Origin of the sequence: Calothrix sp. NIES-2100 (genome assembly GCF_963875285.1) — a bacterium.
Classification (GTDB): Bacteria; Cyanobacteriota; Cyanobacteriia; order Cyanobacteriales; family Nostocaceae; genus Aulosira.
The window spans coordinates 3078258-3099015 of sequence record NZ_CAWNLA010000001.1; the positions used below are offsets into that span (position 1 = coordinate 3078258).

The 20758-nt window shown below is 42.4% G+C and carries 10 protein-coding genes; 7 read left to right on the forward strand and 3 right to left on the reverse strand.

Annotated elements, in window-relative coordinates:
- The first annotated feature begins 611 nt into the window (after window positions 1-611).
- Window positions 612-1607, forward strand: coding sequence for a tRNA lysidine(34) synthetase TilS (gene tilS, locus AACU32_RS12995; RefSeq protein ID WP_096600085.1), 996 nt, complete (start codon window positions 612-614; stop codon window positions 1605-1607).
- 58 nt (window positions 1608-1665) lie between these two features.
- On the opposite strand, the gene hmpF is transcribed toward tilS, so the two are convergent.
- The gene (gene hmpF / locus AACU32_RS13000; RefSeq protein WP_096600087.1) at window positions 1666-3435 is read right to left on the reverse strand and encodes a pilus motility taxis protein HmpF; all 1770 of its coding nucleotides are present in this window, start codon (window positions 3433-3435) and stop codon (window positions 1666-1668) included.
- Window positions 3436-4134: 699 nt separating this feature from the next.
- On the opposite strand from hmpF, the gene AACU32_RS13005 reads away from it, so the two are divergent.
- The 6 genes from AACU32_RS13005 to AACU32_RS13030 all read left to right on the forward strand — a co-directional run bounded on the left by AACU32_RS13005 (window position 4135) and on the right by AACU32_RS13030 (window position 18058).
- Window positions 4135-5319, forward strand: a complete 1185-nt coding sequence (locus tag AACU32_RS13005) for a response regulator (RefSeq protein WP_096600088.1) — start codon at window positions 4135-4137, stop codon at window positions 5317-5319.
- A 222-nt stretch (window positions 5320-5541) separates the two neighbouring features.
- On the forward strand, window positions 5542-5907 hold the full coding sequence (locus tag AACU32_RS13010) for a response regulator transcription factor (RefSeq protein WP_096600090.1): 366 nt from the start codon (window positions 5542-5544) through the stop codon (window positions 5905-5907).
- A 13-nt stretch (window positions 5908-5920) separates the two neighbouring features.
- Window positions 5921-6451, forward strand: a complete 531-nt coding sequence (locus tag AACU32_RS13015) for a chemotaxis protein CheW (protein WP_096600092.1) — start codon at window positions 5921-5923, stop codon at window positions 6449-6451.
- Between the two features lie 15 nt (window positions 6452-6466).
- The gene (locus tag AACU32_RS13020; RefSeq protein ID WP_096600094.1) at window positions 6467-9403 is read left to right on the forward strand and encodes a methyl-accepting chemotaxis protein; all 2937 of its coding nucleotides are present in this window, start codon (window positions 6467-6469) and stop codon (window positions 9401-9403) included.
- 150 nt (window positions 9404-9553) lie between these two features.
- Window positions 9554-15631 carry a hybrid sensor histidine kinase/response regulator gene (locus tag AACU32_RS13025; RefSeq protein ID WP_096600096.1) on the forward strand — a complete coding sequence of 2026 codons (6078 nt, stop codon included), beginning with the start codon at window positions 9554-9556 and terminating at the stop codon, window positions 15629-15631.
- A 141-nt stretch (window positions 15632-15772) separates the two neighbouring features.
- The gene (locus AACU32_RS13030; RefSeq protein WP_445223173.1) at window positions 15773-18058 is read left to right on the forward strand and encodes a prolyl oligopeptidase family serine peptidase; all 2286 of its coding nucleotides are present in this window, start codon (window positions 15773-15775) and stop codon (window positions 18056-18058) included.
- A 100-nt stretch (window positions 18059-18158) separates the two neighbouring features.
- On the opposite strand, the gene AACU32_RS13035 is transcribed toward AACU32_RS13030, so the two are convergent.
- Window positions 18159-18797: a Uma2 family endonuclease gene (locus AACU32_RS13035; protein WP_096600097.1), complete on the reverse strand. Its 639-nt coding sequence runs from the start codon at window positions 18795-18797 to the stop codon at window positions 18159-18161.
- Window positions 18798-19213: 416 nt separating this feature from the next.
- Window positions 19214-20704, reverse strand: a complete 1491-nt coding sequence (locus AACU32_RS13040) for a phytoene desaturase family protein (RefSeq protein ID WP_096600099.1) — start codon at window positions 20702-20704, stop codon at window positions 19214-19216.
- Window positions 20705-20758 lie beyond the last annotated feature (54 nt).

Sequence of the window (20758 nt, forward strand, 5' to 3'; positions counted from 1 at the left end):
AAATTTCAGCAAAAAAACTTATTTCATCTTGTGTGTTTATGGCATATTTGCTACTAATAATCAAAGCTTCAAAAATCTAAACGGTAATATCCTCATGGTTAATGTCACTTCTTAGTAGATAAAATATAGCTATCCTCTGCCGGATTGAAAATAAGTAGATATTTATTCAGGTTAATATTGTGTTGTCAAATTCCAAAATTAAGAAGAAATTTCTGCGGTCTAAAACAGGTAAACCTTTTTGGACTTTCAACAACATCGTCCTGGGCACAGCATTGTTCATAGGTCTTCCAGTCTCGACTTTTATTATCATTTATTCTTTGTTCTACTCCTCTACTTATTCTTCCCTATTCTCTTTCTTGAATTCCAGCAAAGAATCACCTCATGCTACATCAATACCTTGGATTGATAATGCCTCCGAATGTCAATATACTCAAAGAGAGTGGCATGATAATAAGTGTTGGGATAACGAACATAGTCCTTCCTTCTGAAAGAATATCATATTCTACAAACCTTGGGGGTTGATAAAATCCTCAAGTTCAAGTGCCATTCCACCCAGAATCCACAGATAAAATAGACAACGATGTGCGTCATTCTGGGGTTCACAATATAAAATGGGATGGACTAATCTACATGCAAAAATACATCGCACTATCCGAACGCGCCGCTTATTTGAGCGTCATCAACGCCTATTAGTGGCAGTTTCTGGTGGACAAGATTCTTTGTGCCTCATAAAATTACTTTTAGATTTACAATCCAAATGGGGATGGCATTTAGGTATTGCTCACTGCGATCATCGCTGGCGTTCTGATTCCCAAGCTAATGCTATCCATGTAGAACAACTTGCTAAAAGCTGGGATATATTATTTTATTTAGAAACTGCAACCCAGGAATTAACTAGTGAAGCGGCTGCACGCAATTGGCGGTATCAAGTTTTAAGTGCGATCGCGCAGGAACATAATTACCATTGTATTGTCACAGGACACACGGCAAGCGATCGCGCAGAAACTCTCCTATATAACTTAATTCGCGGAACCGGGGCTGATGGTTTACAAGCTCTGACTTGGGAACGCCCACTGACTCTAGACATTACCTTAGTACGTCCACTTTTAGAAGTTACCCGTACACAAACAAAGCAATTTTGCGATGATTTCCATCTCCCAATTTGGGAAGATTCCACAAATCAAGATTTACAATACGCCCGCAACCGTATTCGCCAAGAGTTAATTCCATATCTGCAAGCAAATTTTAACCCCAAAGTCGAATCAGCTTTAGCGCAAACAGCAGAACTGCTACAAGGGGAAGTGGAATATTTAGAGACAGCAGCCCAGAAGTTGAGGGAACAAGCCACGATCAAGAGCCAGGAAGATCCATGCGCCCCATCCGTAAGGCTCAATCGCCGCATCTTACAAACAGCACCCCTAGCATTGCAACGTCGTGTCATGCGTCAAGTACTACAACAAATACTTCCAGATGCGCCCAGTTTTGAACACATCGAGAAATTAACTAATTTAATTACAGCACCCAACCGTTCACAAACCGATCCATTTCCCGGGGGTGCGATCGCCCAAGTACAAGGTGATTGGATCTACATTAAGAATGAAGTATGAAATCCTAGCCTGCGACAAGCCACCCAGAGGGTGTCTACATACTTCAGACTGATCCTGTTTAAGCTACTAATTCTGGCTGAGATATTAAGCCTAAAAGCGTATGGCGTATCTGGGTAATAGCCTCTAGTTGATCATCACCGATTTGTTGAACTTGAGCTAAGGATTCAACCATTCCATGCAACTTCTGGCGTAAACCATCCAAGCAGTCTTGAATTGGTTGTAATGATTCTTGATAGACATTCACCCGACTCCAGCATTCAGTAGTTGCTGTTCTTAAGCTTTGCAAGTTTTGCTCCATCGTTTTCAGTTCTTGGCGCTGTTCTTCCAAGTCATGGCTTTGATTCTCGATCATCCCTTGGGATAGCTCAATACCCGCTTGCATCTGTTCAATCTCACGTTCCAACTTTTGCAACTCTTGAGATTGTTGTTGTCGCTGGTTTTCGCTTTGTAACAGAATCGGTCTCAAATCAATTGTGTTATCTTCTGGTTCATTGGTAACAGTCTGTCCTTGTTTTTTTAGGAGTACCGATTGGTGTTGCTTAAGTAACTGCTGCCGTTGTAGCAAATTACGCCGTTGTCCCACCAAACTTTGGTTTAACATTTGGTAGTGGTCTTTTTCATCTGCCAGTTCCATTTCTAGATTAATTATGTCTTGGTCAGATGCGTGATTAATCTTGTTTTGTAGTTCTTCTATAGTTTCTTGCTTATATTTTAGTTCTTGTTCTTGATCGTGAACAAAGCTAGAATCTATCTCAAGCTTCTCCTGGAAATCTTGCACGACTTTTTGCAGTTCCTCTAAAGCCATGTTTTCTAAAGCTTTCAGATCAACTTGGCAAAGAATCCCTTCCCCAGATGTTCCACTCAAAGACTGGATCTGCTGACATAAATCTTCCTGATTTCGTAATTGCACTTTCAATATGCCAGCATATTCCTGCTTGCTAGCAAGAATTGCCGTAGTCACTTTTAACTCTGCTGTTTGTTGATATAAAGAATTTTGTGCCTGTTCCCAACTATTTTGGCGATCGCTAAAAGTTTGCGAGAGTAGCTCAAGTTCCTCTTGCTTCCCGGCAGCGACAGTTTTTTGCTGCTCTAGTTGTTCCCAGTGTTGATTTAAAGTACCTTGCTGTCTTTCGACTAAATCAAAAGCAAAATTCAAGTGTTCTCGGACTGTTTCTGTTGGAGCAACCTGGCTAGACAAGCGTGAGAGTAACTCACTGAGCACTCGACTTTGTTCTTCATCTAAAGCCTTTCCTTGTTGGGAATCCGCTTGAAACTCCTCCAGACGACGCTGTTCACCCCGCAAATGCTCCCAAGCTCCTTGCAGTTCTTGACGATTGCGCTCAATTTCTTGTTGCAACTTTTCAATTTCTGCACGGGAATTTGAAAATTCCTCTTTTTGCGCCTCTAGTTGTTGAAAATCATCCTCCATTTGTTGCAACTGTTCTAAGCGGACTTCCATTTCCATTTCACGGCGATTCAATTCTTGCGCCTGAAAGGTTAACGATTGCTTCCATTGATCAATCTCTTCTTCTTTGAGCTTAAATTTTTCCACCTGCCGAGAAAAATTCTGCAATATATTAACGAGTGGACGCCCAGCCTCTTGAATCCGCTGCACCTGGCGATTTGGAGTCAGTTCCACCAATACGAGTGCGCCATCATTTAATTTGTTTGCTTCTTCAGCAGCAATCACATCTTCCGGCACAGTACTCCAATTCTGGTCGGTTCGCTGACAAGCCAGGAGTTTCAATTCCGTTTTGGTATTGCTACTGAGTAAATTCGTCGTGAGTAAGTTGCCTTTTTGCTTTTGTACTTCTGCTAAATACAGCACACCGTTAGTCCTTTTGTGTACTTGATGTCCGTGATTTGGGTAATATCTTAGATATTGCTGTTAGCTTGTCTGATTTCACCACAAACAGGGAAAACAAGACAAACAAAACTATTTATAGACATGACATATGATGTCTTGTTACATATAGAAAGTGTGGATCGCGCCTTTATATTTTGTGCTGTTAGCAATAGTGATGGCTACCGTGTGATCACTAGCATTATCAATGTGTATTACAAAAAATTAAGGAACATTGCTTAATGTGTTCCATTGTTGGAGATGTTGTTGAGGTATTGATAGTCCGGATTTCCAACATATCCATGACTAAAGCAGGGTGTTACAAAAAACACGCATTTTTTCTGTGTCGTCAGCGACACTATACCTGATTTTGTTGACAAAAGTCAGAACTTTGAACTTAAAATCATCTACCACTTGCGTCGTCCCTTTCTTTCTTTGCCCCTACGCGGTCGCTACGGCGGCTGGCTCCTCAAGAGCCTTCCTTGGCGGACTACTAGTGCAGCTTGATAGAAAAAATATCTACTACAGCGATCGCGCCCGTCAACCTCTCTTGAGAAATGTTCCAAACCCTTGCTAATAGGGAATTACAAATTCTACGTAGTGCTGCTAGTTAAATATGAAAACATTACTGGGCAAAATTAACTCAGAACGTAAACAGGATCGCAAGGAGTACCTTTGAGCTAAATGCAAGGAAATTTAAATGAAATTGATATTCCTAGTATTCTGCAATTGATTGAGTGGGGACAGCGAACAGGTCAATTGTTGGTGAAAACCCATAACTTTCGCCATAGCCAAAAATCTAGTGTACAGGTCAACAGAGATGATCATTCCTTGGACTGCAAGCCCGAACAGGATTGGTTCATCTTTTTCCTGAACGGCCAGATTATCTATTGCCAACAAGGGGATGGTAGTTTATCGAGAATTGACGATTATTTACGACATTACCGAGTCAAGATGCCGCTTGACGATACACAACTAACCTCCCTAGACTCAGTGAATGTAGCTGAGTATAGCTATCTCTGGGAACTGCTGGGGCATAATCTGATTACCCCCAAGGTAGCTCGTGATATCATGTACGGTCTTGTATGTGAAACTCTGTTTGATTTATTAAGTTTGCATGAAGGTAGTTTTAGTTTTCACCAGGGTCCAGCAGTTATCCCCCAATTAACTACCTGGGAGATTACTCCCCTAGTAACTAAAATTGTCAAGCAACTGCAACATTGGCGGCAGATGTATCCACATATCCAGTCACCCAATCAAGTGCCAATACTTTCTGACGAAGTTCAATTCCACTCGAGTTTACCAGTAGAAACAGTTAATAAGCTCAAGCATTGGGCAGACGGTAAAACCTCCCTGCGTCAACTAGCTCGCTGTCTCAACCGAGACATTTACACAGTCGCCAAGGCCATATATCCTTACGTACTCCAGGGCTGGCTGCATTTAGTATATTCAGATACTGATGATGTTGATATATATATAGAAAATTCGCCCTTGGAGGTCAAGAGCAGAGTACGGATAGTCAGTATTCAACAAGCAACTACTATCGGTGAGACTATAGAATCTATTTTGCAACCAAAAGGATATGAAGTGTTAACTTTAACCAATCCCCTAGAGTCTCTCAGTCTCGTTTTTCAACTCAAGCCAGATATGATTTTCTGTGATATGACCATGACAGAATTAGATGGATATGAGATTTGTGCCATGCTGCGACAGTCAACAGCATTTCGGCTAGTGCCCATGATTCTGCTGAGCGAGCAAGATAAATTTATTGATCGCCTTAGAGCTAAGATAGTCGGGACTACAGATTATTTGACAAAGCCTGTGCGAGATACTGAGTTACTGATGCTCATAGAGAAATATATCAGATAGAGCATTGCCTGATCAGAGAAAAAACATCCAAGACTTGTTGATTTCATAAAAGATGGGGTAAAAAATGTTATCACAGAATCAGCCAGCCCCAGTACAATAGTACAAATTTATTATTTAATAAATTAGTGAAGGAATAGAGTAAATTTATACACTAAATGCTCGCGGGGAAATCAGGGAATGTTCCAAATGGGAACGTCTACATCAGGAGGTAGATAGGCATTTATGAGTACAGTTCTGATTGTGGAAGACAGTATCGCACAAAGGGAGATGATTACAGACCTCCTGAAAGCCAGTGGCTTAAAAGTCACTCATGCTAGTGACGGAGTAGAAGCTTTGGAAGCAATTCAAATAGCACCGCCAGATTTGGTGGTTTTGGATATTGTCATGCCCCGGATGAACGGCTACGAAGTTTGCCGACGGTTAAAATCCGATCCAAAAACTCAAAACGTCCCCGTGGTGATGTGTTCTTCCAAAGGTGAAGAATTCGATCGCTACTGGGGGATGAAACAGGGTGCAGACGCTTACATAGCCAAACCATTTCAACCAACGGAGTTGGTAGGAACAGTCAAACAACTGCTGCGAGGATAAGGATGAAAATAACATGATCAGCAAACCGGACTTTTTAAGTGGTGGTAGTCACGACCACTTCCGTCCTGAATTACAAGTAGAAAGTCCTGAAGGTGAATTACATTTGCGGTTTTACATTCCTTCGCACCAGGAGTTTGCACTACCTGCAACTGGGATTCGAGAGGTAATGGAACTGAGTCCTGATAGAATCACTCCCATTCCTAATGCTTCTCCTTTACTTTTGGGTACTCTAAATTTACGAGGTCGAGTAATTTGGGTGGCTGATTTGGGTCAATTTCTTGGGGAAGCAACCGCGCTAAACACAGATAGAGCAGAAATTCCGGTAATTGCTATCGAAGAGCAAGACACAATAGTGGGCTTAGCGGTAGAAGAAATCGGTGGCATGGACTGGCTGGATGTACAGAATCTGATGCTACCAAATCATGTACCAGATACTATGGCTCCCTTTCTGCGCGGTGAGTGGTTATTAAATGCGAAAAACAATCAGTGTTTAAGACTACTCGATCAAATGGCAATTTTGCGGAGTGCCAGGTGGGCAGGATAAATTGAGAGGGTGGAAATGGCAGCAAGTATAGAAGATCACTTTGAGATATATAAGCAGGCTTGTACGGCTTACGCGCAACAAAATTATGATGTTGCCGCCACTTTAGTTGACCAAGTTGTGCAAAATTTACCAAATGACCCTAACTCCCATTTGTTAAGGGGTCACATCTACTATGTTTTACAGCAGTATGATGTCGCCAAAGCCGAATATCAAAAAGTTTTACAGTTAACTGAGAATCGGGAAATCATTGGTTTTGCTAAGCATGGGCTTGAAAGTATTAATCAATATCAGCAATCCCTCCCAGATCAAGTCGCTACTATAGAGAATAATCATCAGCAAATATCTTCACCAGAAATCTCTGATCCCTTGCTCAGCGATCAACCAAATTCACAAGATTTGGAATCCAGTTTTGACGATAAACCTTTTGGTGAATATCAAGAACTGGGAGATGAAATAGAAGAGCCATCCTTGGACAGTCCCTTTAATATTTCTGCCAACAGTAATCTTGAACTAAATTCCAGCGCGGATGCTGATGATTCTTTTAGCGATAACCCGTTTAATTTGAATCACCAAGCAACACAAAAAGAATCCCCAGCTAATAGTTGGGAGGAACAAGAAGAATTGGACTTGCCTGCGTTCTGGCAAGAAGATATTACAGAGGATGGTATTGAGCAGTCAGGGACGACGAATAACCATTTTCTTGATCATGGGACAAATTCCACCTCATCAGGTGTCGCTAATTTTCCAGATGACAGCGATGATAGCGATTCCTCGTTTGCAGAAGTTGATTTATCAACAAGCAACAGTTGGGAAATCCCAACAGAGTTCTTAATGGGGGAAGAATATCAACCACCAAGTGATGTGGATTTGGATTTGCCAAGCAATAGTTTTTCACAAGAAACTGTAGCGAAGCGTCAAACAGTTGTTCAGGATAATAATCCTACAAAAACAAATAATTTAAATTCCAACCACCAGGAGAATTTATCTCAATCGACACCAGATAATTGGGTGGGTTCTCTAGAAGACCAAAATAGCTTAAAAGAGCTAGCTACTGGTGCTAACAAAAATTTTCCTCAAGAAGAAAATCTTCCTAAACCGGGTGTAAAACTAGAAACAACTAACTTAGATATTGACGATAATTTCGATTTGGAGGCATTTGAATCTGCCTTTGGCTCGGAAAGTTTCAGCCGGGATGAAGATACAAGCAGTCTACGTCATGGAGGCAATTCCAAGAGTAATATTGAGTTTTTAGATGACTTTGATGAATTTGACGATTTGGGTAATATTCCTGGGTTTGATCTAGCAGATGCAGACTCTAGCTTCAGCGATATAGCGATGCATTCTGGTTCACTGGAAATCGACAGTAACTCTCGTTCTTCAAGTGTCGAACCTGCTGCACTCGATCAAAATAGCGATCGCGAAGATGAACTTTTTTCTATTACTGGTTCACAAGAACCAGTTCCAGTCTTTACCCAAGTCGATGTCTCGAAGTTAGAACCCACCGTCAGCGTCGAGCAAGGTTGGTTAGCACCTTTAGAAAATGCTTCCCTAGAAAAGAAACAATGGCTGATCGCGGGTAGCGTTGGTATTGTTTCGGCACTAGTTGTAGCTGTAGTCAGCTTCGGCGCGACGACATTTTCTCCACCCCAACAACGGGAATCGGTGCGGAATACAGGCTGGGCAATGTCATTAGCAGCTGGGCTGGCTGGTTTTGCTACCGCCGCCTTTATGGGTAATTTTACAATTAAGCAAATTCGGCGCACTACCCAAAATTTGCAAGCTCAGTTTGATGCTGTGCGTCAAGGTAATCTGAATGTTCAAGCCACGGTGTATTCCGAAGATGAATTAGGATTGCTAGCCACTGGCTTTAATGAAATGGCACGGGTGATTTTTACTACCACCAATGAAGCCCAACGTAAAGCCGATGAACAGGAAGAAGCCAAAGAAAACCTGCAACGCCAAGTAATTCGCTTGTTGGATGATGTGGAAGGAGCCGCTAGGGGAGATTTAACAGTCCAAGCTGAGGTAACAGCAGACGTATTAGGAGCCGTTGCTGATGCCTTTAACCTGACAATTCAAAACTTGCGGGATATCGTCCAGCAGGTAAAAGTGGCAGCCAAAGAAGTAACAAAAGGTGCGACTAACTCCGAAACATTTGCTAGAGCCTTATCTAGCGATGCCTTGCGACAAGCAGAAGAGTTAGCTGTAACACTGAATTCCGTTCAGGTGATGACAGACTCAATTCAACGGGTAGCAGAAGCGGCGCGGGAAGCCGAAACTGTCGCCCGTGATGCTAGTACGATCGCCCTCAAAGGTGGGGAAGCAGTGGAAAACACCGTGGCGGGGATTTTGGAAATTCGGGAAACAGTAGCAGAAACGACTAGAAAAGTCAAGCGGCTAGCAGAATCTTCCCAAGAAATCTCGAAGATTGTCGCCTTAATCTCGCAAATTGCCTCTAGAACCAATTTGTTAGCACTTAATGCCAGTATTGAGGCAGCAAGGGCAGGAGAAGCCGGACGCGGATTTGCGATTGTAGCAGATGAAGTGCGCCAGCTAGCAGATAAATCTGCCAAGTCCTTAAAAGAAATCGAACAAATTGTGATGCAAATCCAGAGCGAAACAGGCTCTGTGATGACGGCAATGGAAGAAGGTACACAACAGGTAATTAAAGGCACTAAATTGGCAGAAGAAGCCAAGCGATCGCTCGAAAATATTATACAAGTAGCAAATCGTATTGATATTCTAGTGCGTTCGATTACCTCTGATACCGTAGAACAAACAGAAACCTCCCGTGCTGTGGCTCACGTTATGCAATCTGTAGAACTGACAGCACAGGAAACCTCTCAGGAAGCACAACGAGTTTCCGGCGCACTACAAAACTTGGTGGGTGTATCTCGTAACTTGATAGCTTCCGTAGAACGTTTCCGGGTGGAAACACTCGAAACTAGATAATTTAGTCAATAGTCAATAGTTTAAAGTCCAAATAATTGACTCTTGACCCTTGACCTTTGACCTTTGAACGCCACTTGCTCTACTTGGGGAGACCCCAAGACCGCAGTGGCTCCCTTTGACCTTTGACCTTTGACTCTTGGCGAAAAAACTATGCTGCCGGAACAACAACAGCGCATTTTGGGTTACTTTATTGAAGAAGCAAGAGACCACCTGAATACGATTGAGCAGGGGTTGTTGAATCTCCAGGGCACTCTGAACGACCCAGAAATGATCAACGAAGTCTTCCGGGCTGCTCACTCGATTAAAGGGGGAGCAGCGATGCTTGGTCTAAATAGCATCCAGCATACGTCTCACCGCCTAGAAGACTGTTTCAAAATTCTCAAAGAAAATCCCATTCAGGTTGATCAAAAATTAGAGTCTTTGTTTCTTGGTGTTGCTGATACCCTCAAAGCGCTGTTAGAAAATTTGAGCGGGCCCTATGGGTTATCAGAAGAGACTGCTAATACTTTGATGTCTGAAACTGAGCCTGTTTTCCAATGGCTGAATCAGCATCTAGAATTACTTGTAGACAAAGCCAACAGTGGCGACAACAGTTTTCCTGTCACTGAACGACTTGCCGCAGTGGCGGATCATGACAACACACTGACAGCTATTTTCATGCATCGGGATTTTTCCGAGGGAGAAGAAGACGACAGCAGTGTATCAGGTGAATTGTTCCTGACATCGCCACCGGAGACAATAAAGCCTGTGGTGGCGCAAGAACAACAAAACTGGAGTGAATTCCAAACCCAAGTGCTGCAAACACTGCGGGAAATGTTGCAACTATTTAAACAAGGGACAACCTCCCAAACGCGGCAAAATCTCCAGCAATGTTGTCAACAGTTAGTCCGGCTCGGTGAGGCATTTAATTTGCCAAAATGGTGTAATTTATGTCAAGCGGCGACAAATGCGATCGCCAATCCGGAAAATACTTATCTAACTCTCGCTAAAATTGTCATTACAGAAATCAAAACAGCGCAGGAATTAGTACTCAAAGGCAAAGACGCTGAGATTACCATTAGTCAGCAGCTAGAAGTACTATTAAGCTTTCCAGAAGTTGAGTTATTCGACATAGCTAACTTTGATTTACCCGATGAGTCTGCGCCACAAGGTAAAGCGATCGCTTTTGAGCTACCTTCGACAAACAATGATGTTGTTAGTGACAGCAAAAATAGCATCACTAACTTATCCGAGCTATCTAAGGAACTTAAGCAAGAGCAGGCGATTCTGCCAACAAAGGATCGTAGCACTACAGAGTCGCCTTTGTTATTTAACTCTTTGTCTAGCAATGAAGATAATACACTGCTGACCAATGACAATCTTGACCCTAAAGGGCCAGAAGTGGGAATAGCTGAGTTAAATACACTTGCTGATTTATTTGAAGGTGAAACTCCAGAACTCGATGAAACCTGGCAACAAGAAGAAATTTTAGACATTAATGCTGCCAGTAAATTAGGCATCGATATCAGCAGTAACGATTCTGAGGATGCTGACAGCGATATAGCGGATTTACTATCTTTTGATAATCCGCAAAACACTATAATTCAAGCAGAAACTTTCCAGGAACTATTTGCTGATAATTCCCAATTAGAGCCAAAAAATCTGGACCAACACTCACAAACAGCAACAACAAAAAATGATTTAAATTTAGACTCTCCCAGTGATGAAAGTATAGAAGAATTTACCGACCTTCTCCTAGAATATCCTGGAGATATTGCACCAGAAGATGTGGTACAAGATTTATTGGGACTGGCATTATCTGAAAGCGAAATAACTCCACCAGAAAATGAAGTGATCGCCCTCACAGAAATATCGCCTCACCAAATAAGCAATTTTCCCGAATTATTTTCCGAAAATGTCAACGAAAATCTGGAAGAAAAAATTCCTTTAGTCGGAGAATCAAAACATAAATTACCGCAACCAGAAAGCTTTTCTTTAGATAATTTATTTACGGAACAGTCAGAACATACACCACTTTCTCCAGGCGAGTCGGACATTGGAGATTTGTTTGATACGCCGCCAACAATAGCCAAAGATTTTTCGTTGTCAGCAGACGACGATTTGAGTACCTTCTGGAATGAAGCAGCACAAACAGAACAACAGTTACAATTAGATTCGGCACTCGATCAGGATGTAGCTAAGGCCTTAGAGGAGAGCTTGTTTACGGCTGCTAATGAATTTCTGACTGATACTTCCTCAATCTTACCCTCACTACCAGGAAATTTTGATCTGGAAGATTTTGATCGCACTTTCTTGCAGACAGATGAGCAGATAAAGTTGCTATTGTCATCAGATTCTGGGATTGATTTATTTGCCGAGTTGTCACCAACTAACACAACAATTTCCCCTGTCGTTGACGATCAAGAAGTATCTGATACAGAGATTAGCAGCTTCTTACAAGAGCAAAGCGCTTACACACTAATTCCTTCAACAGCCTTACCTCCAGAACCTTTAGATTTTACTCCTGAATTTACCAACCAGGTAACAGAAAACCCATTTGTAAATTCTGACAAATCTGTCACCGATCTGGAAAATGATTTATTCAATATTGATTCCTCAGAATTGAATTTAATCGCAGATGAATCAGCAGCAATTATCGAGATGAGTTTCGGCAATTTAGATACCTTTGAGACACCAGAAACGATTGTGGCGGAAACTCGAGAATTAAATTTAGTCGCAGATGAATCAACAGATGGTCTCGACGAATTGAATTTCGAGGGGTTAGATGACTTTGAAACGCCAGAAACGATTGTTGCGGAACCTCCCGAATTAAATTTAGTCGCAGATGAATCAACAGCTAGTCTCGACGAATTGAATTTCGGGGAATTAGATAGCGTTGAAACGCCAGAAACGATTGTGGCGGAAACTCGAGAATTAAATTTAGTCGCAGATGAATCAACAGCTAGTCTCGACGAATTGAATTTCGGGGAATTAGATAGCGTTGAAACGCCAGAAACGATTGTGGCGGAAACTCGAGAATTAAATTTAGTCGCAGATGAATCAACAGATGGTCTCGACGAATTGAATTTCGAGGGGTTAGATGACTTTGAAACGCCAGAAACGATTGTGGCGGAAACTCCCGAATTAAATTTAGTCACCGATGAATCAACAGCTAGTATCGACGAATTGAATTTCGGGGAATTAGATAGCGTTGAAACGCCAGAAACGATTGTGGCGGAAACTCGAGAATTAAATTTAGTCACCGATGAATCAACAGCTAGTATCGACGAATTGAATTTCGGGGAATTAGATAGCGTTGAAACGCCAGAAACGATTGTGGCGGAAACTCCCGAATTAAATTTAGTCGCCGATGAATCAACAGATGGTCTCGACGAATTGAATTTCGAGGGGTTAGATGACTTTGAAACGCCAGAAACGATTGTGGCGGAACCTCCCGAATTAAATTTAGTCGCCGATGAATCAACAGCTAGTATCGACGAATTGAATTTCGGGGAATTAGATAGCGTTGAAACGCCAGAAACGATTGTGGCGGAAACTCGAGAATTAAATTTAGTCGCCGATGAATCAACAGCTAGTCTCGACGAATTGAATTTCGGGGAATTAGATAGCGTTGAAACGCCAGAAACGATTGTGGCGGAAACTCCCGAATTAAATTTAGTCGCCGATGAATCAGCAGCTACTTTAGATTTTAATTTTGCTGAACCTTCTAGTTTGCAACAGTCTCAAGCTAACTCAAATCTAGACGAGAGTTTGGTAACTGCGGTATCAAAAGCAGAAAATACTGTTGCTGAGAGTGCAGAACTGAGTTTAGTTGATGAATTATCAGAAAATATCCTGCAAGAATACGCAAACTTAGAAGACTTACTAGAAAATGTAACCGAATTAAAAATAACCCAGACAACTGAAGCTACAACAATAGCTGAGGAAGATAATAATGTTGTTGCTAATAATCAATTAGAGGTAGCACCAGCAGTTGCGGAAGAAGACGAATTTGCCGACTTAGAATCATTATTAAACGAGGAATTCGCATCCCCCATACCAGATCAAGATTTTGCTGCACTGGAAGCATTGCTAGATGGAGACAAAAATGAGGAGGTAGCCGTTGCACCGCCACCAGTTTACCCACAACAACTGCAACCACCAACAACTGCTAACAATGTCCTACCAGAGATAGATGATGAATTTGGTGATTTGGAGAAGTTGCTAGCGGAAGCAGATCAAACGATATCACACTCACCATCAATTAAATCAAACACAGGCAAAACACCACGCTCCGCTCCTCGTCGTGGAGCAAGATTTGAAGAAACAATGAAAGTTCCAGTTAAGCAACTGGATGATATGAGCAATTTAGTCGGGGAGTTAGTAGTAAATCGTAATACCTTAGAGCAGGATCAAGAACGCTTGCGACAATCATTAGATAACTTGCTGATTCAGATACAGCTTCTATCTGATGTCGGGGCGAGGATGCAAGAATTATATGAGCGATCGCTCCTCGAAGCCTCACTTTTAGCCAGCCGCAAAACTAGAGATTCTGGTGTGCCATCCTATGATTCTAATTCTGACAGGGGTTTTAGTGAACTAGAAATGGATCGGTTTACGCCTTTCCATACATTGTCCCAAGAAATGATTGAAATGATCGTCAGGGTACGGGAGTCAGCCAGTGACATCGACTTTGTGACGGAAGAAACCGAGCGAGTAGCTAGACAATTCCGACAAGTAACCACCCAACTCCAGGAGGGATTGACAAGAGCAAGAATGGTGCCGTTTTCCCAAGCAATCGATCGCTTGCGGCGCGGAGTCAGAGACAATGCCATTAAATATGGCAAACAAGTAGAGTTAGTCATTGAAGGTGGAGACACCTTGATTGACAAAATGATTTTGGATCACCTAACAGATCCATTAACTCACATGCTGAATAATGCGATCGCTCACGGAATTGAAACCCCCCAAGTGCGACAAGCCTCTGGTAAACAGCCTGTGGGAGAAATCAAAATTCGTGCTTTTCACCAAGGTAACCAAACTGTAATTTCTGTAGGCGATGACGGTGCAGGTATCGATACAGAACGAATTAAAGCCAAAGCCTTGAAGCTGGGTATGCTCACAGCAGAACAGGCAAAAACCATCACCCGCCCAGAAATCTACGATCTACTGTTCCAGGCTGGTTTTAGTATTAAAGATCAGGCAGATGAAATTTCCGGGCGTGGTGTGGGTATGGATGTGGTACGCTCCGAAATTAGCGAAATTCGCGGCATAGTTAACACCGATTCTACCCTGGGTAAAGGAACAACCTTTACAATTCGGCTACCACTCACCCTGAGTATTTGTAAAGCACTGTGCTGCGTTAGCGATCGCGCTAGAATTGCCTTCCCAATGGACGGTGTAGAAGATACCCTAGATATTCCAGTCAAAAACATCCAAGAGACTGCTGATGGGCAATCATATATTTCCTGGCGAGATACAGTATTGCCATTCCGTCCCCTAAAAGATATTTTAGCCTTCAACCGCCAACTCAGTCGGGGTAATGTCTACGGTGGAACTCGTGATGATGACATGGTTTCTGTAGTTGTAGTGCGATCGGCAAATAACCTGATTGCCCTACAAATTGATCAAGTGCTGAGTGAGCAAGAAATTGTAATTAAGCAATTTGAAGGGCCTGCCCCCAAACCCTTGGGTGTAGCTGGGGCTACAGTCCTAGGTGATGGACGAATTATGCCGATTGCTGACGTGCTAGAAATCATTGACATCTTCCAAGGACGGATGTCTAAACAAAATGGTGGTATTTGGCAACATAAAACCACTCCTCCTGTACCAGAAATCACTGCTGTTAAAATTGATCCAACTGTGCTGATTGTCGATGACTCGATTACAGTCAGAGAATTACTCTCTCTCACCTTTAACAAAGCAGGTTATCGCGTAGAACAAGCCCGTGATGGACAAGAAGCTTGGGATAAACTCCGCTCTGGATTGCCTTGCGATATCGTATTCTGTGATATTGAAATGCCCCGCTGCGACGGACTGGAGTTACTTTCTCGGATTCAGAAAGATCACAACCTCAACCAATTGCCAATCGCCATGCTGACTTCACGCGGTGCAGATAAGCACAGACAAATGGCAATCCAACTCGGTGCTAGCGGCTACTTTACCAAGCCTTACCTAGAAGAAGCGCTACTAGAAGCAGCAGTACGAATGCTCAAGGGAGAAAAACTAATTCATAGTACTGGTGCGTAAAAATAGGCGACTGGAAGGAGGATGAGGGAGACAAGGGGGACAAGGGGGACAAGGGAGTGTGGGGAGTGTAATAAGTTTTCTTCCCCATGCCCCATACCCCATGCCCCATGCCTGTACACAAGCCACAATTCATAATTTATAATGCTCAAAGTCTCATGGACTCGGCTGTTAGCAATCTTCTTGGCAACAGTGATAATCTGCCGATGGTTGCTACCTGCGGGTGTTGCTAATGCTACAATTTCCAGAAAGTTCCCTTCACAGGTAGTAGTTGAGAAATTAACAGATGCGGAAAATGTGAATAGGAACCAGTTCCGCAAACACTACGCACGGCAAAGAGTCCCATCAAAAACTATGCTGACTTATCCACCCAGCCGCCAAAGCGATCAAGTTGATAACTACCACGGTACTTTAGTGGCAGATCCTTACCGTTGGTTAGAAAATCCTGATTCGGCAGAAACAAGAACTTGGATTGAAGCCCAAAATCAAGTTACTTTTGCTTACCTCAATCAGATTCCTGCTCAGGAAAAAATTAAACAGCGCCTGACTAAATTGTGGAATTATGAAAGATATAGTATCCCATTTAAAGAAGGCGAATCTTTGGAAAATAGTGACAACGAACGCTATTTTTATTTCAAAAATGATGGGCTGCAAAATCAAAGCGTTCTCTACACTCTCAAAACTCTTGATGCCCAACCAAAAGTTTTACTTGACCCTAATAAACTCTCAGAAGATGGTACAGTTGCCCTTTCCGGCTTATCCATTAGTAACAATAGTCAATTTTTAGCTTACAGTCTATCTACCTCTGGTTCTGATTGGCAAGAGTGGAAAGTACGCGATATCGAAACAGGTGAAGATTTAAAAGACCAACTGAAGTGGATTAAATTTTCAGGCGTTTCCTGGACAAATGATCATCAAGGCTTTTTCTACAGTCGCTACGATGAACCCCAGGAACAAACCAAATTAGAAGATGTTAATTATTATCAAAAGCTTTATTATCATCGGTTGGGTACTCCACAATCAGAAGATGTATTAATTTATGATCGTCCTGACCAGAAAGAATGGGGTTTTAGTGGTTATGTGACTGAAGATGGGAAATATTTAATAATTTCCGTGTGGTTGGGAACTGATTCTAAAAATTTAGTTTTTTATAAAGATTTAACTAATCCCCATGCTGAAGTTGTAGAACTAATTAACCAGTTTGAAGCTGATTACAGTTTTATTGATCGTGATGATAGTATATTCTATTTCCGCACAGATCTAAAAGCACCTCGTGGCAGAGTAATTGCTATTGATATCAAAAAACCAACACCAGAACACTGGCAGGAAGTTATTCCCCAATCAGCAGAAACTTTAGAAAGTGTAAGTATACTGAATAATCATTTTGTTGCTGATTATTTAAAAGATGCTCGCAGCCAAGTCAAAATTTTTGACCTCAAGGGTAGATTTGTGCGTGAGGTAGAATTGCCTGGACTTGGTTCGGTAAGTGGCTTTGATGGCAAGCGCCATGATACGGAAACTTTTTATAGTTTTACTAGCTTCACGACACCAGGTACTATCTATCGCTATGATATGGTAACGGGAAAAAGTGAAGTTTTTCGGCAACCAAAGGTGGATTTTAATCCAGCAGATTACGAGACAAAACAGATTTTTTACCAAAGTAAAGATGGCACAAAAGTGCCAATGTTTATTACTCATAAAAAAGGCATTAAGTTAGATGGAAATAACCCTACTTACCTCTGGGGTTATGGTGGTTTTAATGCCTCAATGACACCTACTTTTTCTGTAAGTCTTTTGGTGTGGATGGAGATGGGTGGTGTTTATGCTGCGCCTAATTTGCGAGGTGGTGGGGAGTACGGTGAAGAATGGCATCAAGCTGGAATGAAGTCGAAAAAGCAAAATGTTTTTGATGACTTTATTGCTGCTGCTGAATGGTTAATTGCTAATAAATATACCAAATCGGCAAAATTGGCGATCGCAGGTGGTAGCAATGGTGGTTTATTAGTGGGTGCTTGTATGACTCAGCGTCCCGATTTGTTTGGCGCAGCTTTACCTGCAGTCGGTGTGATGGATATGTTGCGATTCCACAAATTTACCATCGGTTGGGCTTGGACTTCCGAATATGGTTCGCCCGATAATCCCGAAGAATTTCCAGCTTTATACGCCTATTCACCACTGCACAACATTAAACCAGGTACAGCTTACCCAGCAACCTTGATTACTACAGCCGATCATGACGATCGCGTCGTTCCTGCTCATAGTTTCAAATTTGCAGCTACTTTGCAAGCGGTTCAAGCTGGTGATGCACCAGTACTAATTAGAATTGAGACTAAGGCGGGGCATGGCGCAGGTAAACCCACAGCGAAGATGATTGAGGAAGTGACAGATAAATGGGCGTTTTTGGTGCGGGTTTTCGGGATTGGGGGCTAGGGACTAGGGGCTAGGGGCTAGGGGACAAGGGAGATAAATAAGAAATGCCCAATGCCCAATGCCCAATGCCCAATGCCCAATGCCCAATGCCCATTGACTATTACTGAAACTGGCTGATTAACCAACTTCCAACTTGAGATTGATTCATTTCCCGGCTACGGCGTAAAGCTTCTTCTAAGATAGACATCGCTAATCCTGGTAATACCTGTGATACTTGAATACGTTTACTACCCTGCTCTGCTATAGCGTAGGCGATGATTTGGGCATTTTGCACATCTACTACCCAATATTCTGATACATTCAAATCTTCGTAGAGACTTCGCTTTGTACCCAAGTCATCCAGTAAAGAAGTTTTCGCAATCTCAATGACTAAATCTGGAGCAGGATACAAATCAAGGTTGACAATTCCTGTACCAGTTGGGATAGATTGGGCACGTTCTCTCACATAATAGGCAACATCAGGCTGACAATCCTGAATTCCAGTTTTACGAAAGGTGGTTGTGTCTAAACCTGTGGCTGGAATTCCTTTGAGGGCTGCAAATAAAGTTACCGCAAAGATAATTACCACATGGTTTTGACCATGATCAAAGCTAACTGGTGCCATCTCCAGCCTCATGTGTCCTTTATAGTAATAACTTTTTGCCTGATTGTTCAGCAGATCGGTGAGTATTTGTAAATATTCTTGCCAAGAAGCAGGAATCCATGTATCTGTTGGTAATTGGGTTTGAGTTTTACTCATTTTCTCACCCTTATGCCAGTAAGCTATATCTCTTGTAACTCAAATTCTCAGCTTTTTGCTCGCTACTTTGACATCTGAAGTTGAATATTTGAGTTCGGAAGGGGAAGTTTCAGGTTTTGAAGTCGAAGTTTGGAGTTCAGAGGCTCAACGTTGCTGTTCTGAAGGCGAAGTTTGGAGTTCAGAAGGGAAATGTTTGAGCTTTTTACTCGGATGTTGGTGTTCCGATCTCGGATTTTCGTGTTCTGAAGTGCAACTTTTGAGATCTGAGGTTGAAAGTTGAAGCTTTGAGGTGGAATCATGGTGATTGAATGGACAATCACCTAAATTCTGACTTAAGTTGATTCTCCTTTAATCCCAGCCTCAATTGCTTTTACAAATGGAGCAACCCACCACTGATCGGAAGCTTTCTGAAGTCACTATTCCCAATGCCTATTTACTAAAGTATTAGCGCACAAAATTCCAGATGCGGCGACTGCGGGGACACCAATTCCTGGTATGGTGCTATCACCAACACGATACAAACCTTTTATGGGCGTGTGGGTACTGGGAAACATACCTTTACCAGCTGCGATCGCTGGGCCATAGCTTCCCTGATATCTTCTGAGATAATGGGCATGAGTTAACGGTGTACCAATCAGTTCCACTACTACACGCTCTCGAATATCAGGAATAATCTTCTCTAAAGCGCGATATAAACTTTGGGCTTGCTGTCGTTTCTTTTCTTCATATTCCTGATTTCTTTCCCATCCAGTATATGGTTCCAGGGTGTAAGCATGAATCACATGATGTCTTTCTGGCGCTAAACTAGCATCCCACACGCTGGGAATCGAAATCATGCAGGTATTTCCTGGTACCGTAATATCTTGCTGAGAATCATGAACCACCACATGATGTCCGGTTAAATTCTCCAAGCCATCGGCGCGGATACCTAAGTGTAAATGCATAAAACTATCAACCGCTGGTGTCTCTAAAGCTGCTTGGCGATAGTTTGCCGGCAAATCTTCGGGACGTAATAAATGATTGTAGGTATCCCAAATACTCGCATTGGAAATTACAATCGGCGCTTTGAGGATTTCCCCACTTTCCAACCTCACACCCACAACTTTACCTGATTCCACCAATATTTGCTCAACGTGACATCCTAAGTGCAACTGTCCCCCCCAGCGTTTTAAGCCCTTAACTAAAGCCTGAACAATTGCGCCACTCCCCCCCACAGGATACTCAACTCCAGCACGGGAACGTTCACCTAACATAAAAGCTACCTCTGGCGCTATTGTTCCATGAGCCTTTAAACCGGAGAGCAAAAAGCATTCTAAATCAATCAGCCGTCGCACCCAAGGATCTTGCACTGTTGCATCCATTACATTACCAGCTGAACTTTGCACCAGCGGCAAGTAGGGTAACATTTTTACTAAAGAAGGTAAGTAATTTTTAAGTAATGTTAATATTACCTGCCAATCTGCCCGCAACGCTAAAGTGGGAATACCCCGCATTGCTTCATACAAGCCTAACAAGCGTTCCGTAAACCTTTGGAGTTCTGTAGCACCTAGCGGCGTAATGCGCTCTACCTCTGGGTAATAACGCTTAGCATCGCTATAAACTGCAATAGTGCCTTCAGGGAAATGGTAGTGTCCCAAAGGATCGTAGGGTATAACTTGAATGGATTCACCCAAAACATCTAGAACTTGTTTGACTGGATTTAAACTTTGGCTGTCAGTCAGACCACAATAGAAAGAAGGGCCAGAATCAAATTCAAATCCCCGTCGTCTAAAACTATGAGCAGCACCGCCTGGAGTTAGATGACTTTCACAGACGATCGCTCGCTTGCCATAATAAGCAAGTAATCCCCCAGCACACAACCCGCCAATACCGCTACCAATTACTATGACAGAATCTTTATCTTGCATTTTTGTCCTTTGTCCTTTGTCCTTTGTCCTTTGTCTAAAACCAATTACGTTTGT

Excerpts from the sequence above, each read along its gene's own strand:
- tilS (WP_096600085.1), top strand. The coding sequence starts at position 612 with ATGGGATGGACTAATCTACATGCAAAAATACATCGCACTATCCGAACG.
- AACU32_RS13005 (WP_096600088.1), top strand. The coding sequence starts at position 4,135 with ATGCAAGGAAATTTAAATGAAATTGATATTCCTAGTATTCTGCAATTG.
- AACU32_RS13010 (WP_096600090.1), top strand. The coding sequence starts at position 5,542 with ATGAGTACAGTTCTGATTGTGGAAGACAGTATCGCACAAAGGGAGATG.
- AACU32_RS13015 (WP_096600092.1), top strand. The coding sequence starts at position 5,921 with ATGATCAGCAAACCGGACTTTTTAAGTGGTGGTAGTCACGACCACTTC.
- AACU32_RS13020 (WP_096600094.1), top strand. The coding sequence starts at position 6,467 with ATGGCAGCAAGTATAGAAGATCACTTTGAGATATATAAGCAGGCTTGT.
- AACU32_RS13025 (WP_096600096.1), top strand. The coding sequence starts at position 9,554 with ATGCTGCCGGAACAACAACAGCGCATTTTGGGTTACTTTATTGAAGAA.
- AACU32_RS13030 (WP_445223173.1), top strand. The coding sequence starts at position 15,773 with ATGCTCAAAGTCTCATGGACTCGGCTGTTAGCAATCTTCTTGGCAACA.
- AACU32_RS13035 (WP_096600097.1), bottom strand. The coding sequence starts at position 18,797 with ATGAGTAAAACTCAAACCCAATTACCAACAGATACATGGATTCCTGCT.
- AACU32_RS13040 (WP_096600099.1), bottom strand. The coding sequence starts at position 20,704 with ATGCAAGATAAAGATTCTGTCATAGTAATTGGTAGCGGTATTGGCGGG.